Here is a 5,207-nt window from a genome sequence, read left to right on the forward strand (position 1 = left end):
CCGAAAGTCATCGCCGGTGTAAAGTTCATCGACGGAATCGAAGTCATTCCGAACACTGAAAGCCACGCCGCCTGATCAGGCCGCGTCACCCAAAATCAGCCATAGCTCGCTCTCTTGCGCCACGAGCAGAAAGGCTTGTTATCACCTGCCTCCGCAGCATCCGCTAACGCATCGGCGAGCGGGCAGGCGACTCCTTGGAAGATGCTCGCATCTACGCCGGAGCCGCTGGATCGGCTTGAGGGGTCAATTCCGCTTCGATGTTGGCGTCGTCGAAGAGGTGTTTGATAAGAGATCCAAGCCGTCCGGAGTTGGGGGCACCCGCGATGTTCCGGCAAGCTTCCACAAACCGATCCGTGGCCGATCCGAAGTGAGGCTCATATGCCTGTCGCTGAATTCGCATCTCCAGCATGCGTCGTATGAAAACCCGGAAATCATCAATCCCCAAGCCCCTGATCGTTGACTCGAAATCCTCAACGGTCGCGTTCTTCATTACAACCTCTTGCAGGGTGTCCCATCCACTGTGCTTGATGATGTGCATGCAGGCATCGAACACCGTAGTTTTGGCTTGGGTACGAGTTTTGATCGCCGTGAACTCGTTTATGATGTCTGGGTGAAGCGGTCTGCGGTAAGGGCCGTCATGGCTGATTTCTGGCTGTCGCGCGCAGAAAGCAGCTATCCAGGCTTGCACGATTTTCTGCCCGATCGCGCTACCACCGGGCAGCTGGGTGAGATTCTTGTCCAGATCGGTGACGGTGTAGGCGTCGAGCAGGTGTGCAACGGATACCAGTTTGTCGGCCTGTGCGACCAATTCAGCTTCCTCCGCGCGATGGTCCCAGTAAAGACGCTCTAGCAACTCACCAGTTTTCTGGAGGGCTTCCATCCTGTCGGTTTCAGCGACGTAGCGATCGACAATCGCGGTCACCTTGCTTGCGTCGAATTGGCCTGATTCCAGAAATTGCACTACCAGCGTTTCGAACTCGTCGCAGCGGCCGATACTCAACTCTTGGAGCAAGAGCCGCCACCTTGCCTTACGCTTGTCCTCGTCATCAGGCTTCTTGTCCTTGTTCGCCATGCGCTCAGCGATATAGCTCGCGGAGCCAATTGCTAAGACAAACTGAAAGTCGGGGCCGTCATCGATGCCCTTGTAGTTGATCGCGGTGAGCAAAACGATCGACGGGACGACGCGCGCGAGTATTGCATCCGCGAGATTGCGCTCCCCTATTATCCGGTTCGCGGACCGGATCACCCTTTGAACGACGCGAATGTTGGTTAGCCCGCAGGTGTCCGCAGCCTTCTTTATATGGGCGGAGTAACGGGAAGGCGTGAGCGCAATCGCAATTTCGAAAGCCTCTTCAGGCGTTGTGAGCAGCCGGATCTCCTGATCAATCACTTTTTCCCGTAGGGTGTCCCAGACTGGTCTTTGCGCAAGCTGATCACTGTTGAGGATCAGCACGAATCGTGAGCCGTATTGCTGGCTGTACTGGTCGATGAAGCCCAGGACCTCGTCGACGCTGAGCTTTTCGTGCTTGCGCTCGATGTCGTCAATCACGATCATCTTGTCGCGCAGCATCGCCGGAGCCAACAGTAGGCTCAGGTCGGAAATGGCCCCGAATCCCTTGTGAAACGATTCCAGAACCTTGATGCCAGAGTTCATCGCCCGCTTGGCGCCATCCCATAATCCCGGATGAGATTCGGCAACAGGGACCACCGACTCGATAAGTTTCCTCTTCAATTGGTCGATGTCGGACAAGCCAAACAGAGACACATACAGGGCGCCCTTGGTAGTTTCGTCGGCGGAGGCTGCCTGGACCTCGCGCCACAAATGACTTTTTCCGGTACCCCATTTTCCAGATAGCGCGATGACTTTGTTGTCCGGATCGGCAAGGAGCTGGATAAGATGATCCTTTGTTTCCTGCAATGACATCGTTCATACCTATCTCTTGCCCACAGTAGGTGAATTGCATGACGCGCCGATTGCGCCGGCCTAATCTGCCTAATCGGTGTCGTGACGCAACAATGAAATGCATGCCCCATGCACAACAAGCCGCGCCCGGCCAAGGCACATGTCATCGTGAGTGCCAGTAGGTACCATCCAGCCACGCCGCCGCCCTCGCGCGGATCGTCTCACTCTCAACCGGCAGGGCCATGATCCTCTCTGAAATCTCAAACGCGGGCGCGCTCACCGCATCGATCAGCTTCATCTCGATATCGACGCTGGTGTCTTCCGGGATGGCCTTGATCGCTGCTTTCGCCGTCAGTGCCGCTTGGTGCAACGAGATGGCCAGCGAGGCAATATCATAGTTGCGCATGGTATTCTTTCCTTCAAGCAGTCGAACCATTCTACTGTTGAATGAGGATACCAAGCACACGCAGGGCTGTCTGTGGGCAAGATCGCAATTGCTGCTGCGAAGATCACAACACGTTGCGAAAACTGCAACAGCGAGGTTCATTTGGCCCCGCTAGAACAAGTCGATAGCCTTTGCCGACGCTCTTGATCGTGACGCCAGCTCGCTCGCGAGCCCCTCGCGGCTGATTTCTGCACCGTGAGCAACTTTTTCTTCGAGGTCGCGTATAGCTTCGTCGATCTTGTGCAGCGAGAATGTGCTAGGCATCATCCGGCTCCGTCCTGATTAAGGGGCCGGCATCCGCCGACCACAGCGTAAAAATGCGTCCGCTACACGGTTGAGTAAAGCGGGTGGCGTTGCGGGAAAATCTGTCCCCATCTCGCGTCTGAGCGCCTCGAATTCGGATAAGGTCGAAAGAGGGCAATCCGCCACCGCGTCCATTTTTGAGCAGATAACTTCAACCCGGGATCGCCAATCGGCCATCTGTTCTTCAGTTCGCTGTGGCGCGTACGTGTCTTCTGCCGGTGTATGGCTTGTCCTACGGACGTAGTCCGTGAATGCTTGGATTGCCGCTACCACTTCGGTCCTAGGCACGGCGGCTACTCCTATGAGGCGGAGCCAGCTCGAACAGTTGCAGGCCGAGCACTTTGATATGGCATGCACGCGGGGGCGCGACAACCCACCGGTGCTGGTAGGTGCTTCCAGTTCTTCTCAGCGATACTCCTTGGTGGCACCAGGGGGGGATTTTGGCCCCCTCGGGAGCAAAGGTGGCCAGCCCCAGTCTTCGAGGACGGGCTGGCCACCGAAGTCTGCGGCACGTGATTGGGACAGCGCGCTGCCGCTAACTTCCACCGGCGGCGCGGGTGTGGCAGGGACAGCGTCGGTTGCGCATTTCCCGACGCCGAGTCGCGCCCGCGCTGCTTCTTCTCTATGAGGCTCAGAAAAGCGATGACGGAGCAGCAACGCGTGGCACTCGGCGGCGTTAATGCTTCGGTTGCGACGCCGGATGTATCTCAATTCTCTCGGCCGTCATAACGACGCGCTTCGCGGCGTTGGGGAGGGAGCTTTCGGTCAAGTCAGCTGGGATAATTCGAACATTCTTTCGGCAAGCGGGCAGGTGAGCCATCGCCTGGATCTCCGCACAGTCGCTCTTCAAGGCTTCCCGTTCTGCCGCAGGTGCGACAGACTTTGCAGAAACAATCGTAACCATTCCGGGCTGAGGTGCAATGCAGTGGTAGCCGTCCATGGCGTAGAGGCACCTCACGTTTCGAAGCTCGATAGGCTGCCCGATGAACTTTGCAGGGGCAGCATAAAGGTCACCTGAATCAACGATCTTGAAATCGTTCGGGCTGAAGTACGAGACGAATTTTCTAATGTTCGCTGTTTCCAGCCCGGGGGCGTCCGCAGCGAGCGCGAGCCGAGTCGAACAGAGTACGATTGTAGCTCCAAGAAGGTGCGCAAGCCTCTTCCGCTTAAGAAAGGTTCGTTTATGCCCCTTCGGAGTCGGCCTTCCTTTTTGAATGATGAATCGACGCAATTTGCTGCAACCTCTCAGCCGTGATGTCTATGGGCGTACAGTCGGAACGTGTTCGGTTAAGGGCATTCCGAGTGAATGATGCGGGCCCACCAATTCAGGTAGGTGCCGAGCGGCCCCTTTCGCGGCGATATCGCTTGGCGGCCGTGAATCAATCAGAGCAACGCGCGACACCGGGTCAACAGGTGGGCAACCTGTAATGCGAGCGTCGCGCGTTGCAATTCAGAAAGGGGCTCGCCTCAAATTAGCTCGCATTCCTACTAACGAGATATCCCTGCCGGCTTCTGATAATTGATGTATGACCGAGCGGGCTGACGAGAAGCTGTCGAGACAATCCCGAAGAGATAATGATGCGGGCTAATGGCGTTCCGCAGAGGGGGGGGGCGGGCGATGGCGCGGGTGCATAGCGATCCCTGTCAATTTAGACAGGTGCGTCCCGGCCTGATGTTGGCACATGATCACCACTGACGAGGGGCCAAAGCTATGCAGCGCTATTATTTCCCGATCATCCACAACGGTCGCTTTCAGCCAGACAGCGATGGTGAGGTGTTTGGCTCGGCCGATCTCGCGGGTCAATACGGCGCTCGTGTCGCGCAAGATATCGGCAGCGATCCAGACTACGATCCTGTTAGCGAAACTGTCGTGGTCGTGGTTGACGACTCCGGCACCGAGATCGCGCGGCACGTGGTTGGTGGTGTTGGCTCGGCAGAGCGTTAAACTGCCGAGGCGTGTTGTGGCGGCGGAATGCGGGTGGCTAACCGACAAGGAGTTGTCGGCGTTCCAGGCTTTCAAAGGAGACTTGTCCGCCTGAACGATGACTGTGCAAAGAAAGGCGGCTACACTGCGGAAGCCGCCAACTATTACGACCAATACGCGGAACGACAGAGCGATAAGGAGAAGGCCAAGCAGCTTTGGGAAGCATCGAGGTAGAGACTGAGGCGAGGGCTAAGCTCCTCTGTAGCCAATCAGGTGCGCGATCTGGACTAACAGGTGGTCGACCATCATACAGGCACTTTCCGCCTTAAAGACGTCGGCAGTGGCGGCGCGCTCAGGATATCTGAACCAATATTCTCTGTGGTAACGGCTGAGGTGTTCCACGTCCTCTACAGCGCCGGGCCAAAGGCGCTCGCGAAGTCCGCCGGTTTTTGCCAACAAATCCGCAGGGTCATGAGATCGCTGCAGCTCGCGTTGATGTTGTCCCTGAAATTGCAGCAAGGCTTTTAGCCCGTCTTATTCGCGAGAGGGCGCCTGAGAGGCTGGCGAGCGTGGTGTAAAGCGCTGATGCGGCGTAGGATTCGGTTGCGAAGCCACCCCATCACCTTCAACCG

At 57.0% G+C, this 5,207-nt stretch carries 3 protein-coding genes; 1 reads left to right on the forward strand and 2 read right to left on the reverse strand.

Annotated elements, in window-relative coordinates:
• Nucleotides 1-211: 211 nt before the first annotated feature.
• On the reverse strand, nt 212-1,924 hold the full coding sequence (locus tag QJT78_RS48190) for a P-loop NTPase fold protein (protein WP_038945628.1): 1,713 nt from the start codon (nt 1,922-1,924) through the stop codon (nt 212-214).
• Between the two features lie 142 nt (nt 1,925-2,066).
• Entirely contained in the window at nt 2,067-2,309 is a 243-nt protein-coding gene (locus tag QJT78_RS48195) for a hypothetical protein (protein WP_157790322.1), read from the reverse strand.
• Between the two features lie 2,053 nt (nt 2,310-4,362).
• On the opposite strand from QJT78_RS48195, the gene QJT78_RS48200 reads away from it, so the two are divergent.
• Complete coding sequence (locus tag QJT78_RS48200; RefSeq protein ID WP_038945631.1) at nt 4,363-4,596, forward strand: hypothetical protein; 234 nt, start codon at nt 4,363-4,365, stop codon at nt 4,594-4,596.
• The last annotated feature ends 611 nt before the right edge of the window (nt 4,597-5,207 follow it).

The sequence above is a fragment of the Bradyrhizobium sp. Mp27 genome (assembly GCF_029953005.1).
GTDB classification, from domain to species: Bacteria; Pseudomonadota; Alphaproteobacteria; order Rhizobiales; family Xanthobacteraceae; genus Bradyrhizobium; species Bradyrhizobium barranii.

Excerpts from the sequence above, each read along its gene's own strand:
- QJT78_RS48200 (WP_038945631.1), top strand. The coding sequence starts at position 4,363 with ATGCAGCGCTATTATTTCCCGATCATCCACAACGGTCGCTTTCAGCCA.
- QJT78_RS48190 (WP_038945628.1), bottom strand. The coding sequence starts at position 1,924 with ATGTCATTGCAGGAAACAAAGGATCATCTTATCCAGCTCCTTGCCGAT.
- QJT78_RS48195 (WP_157790322.1), bottom strand. The coding sequence starts at position 2,309 with ATGCGCAACTATGATATTGCCTCGCTGGCCATCTCGTTGCACCAAGCG.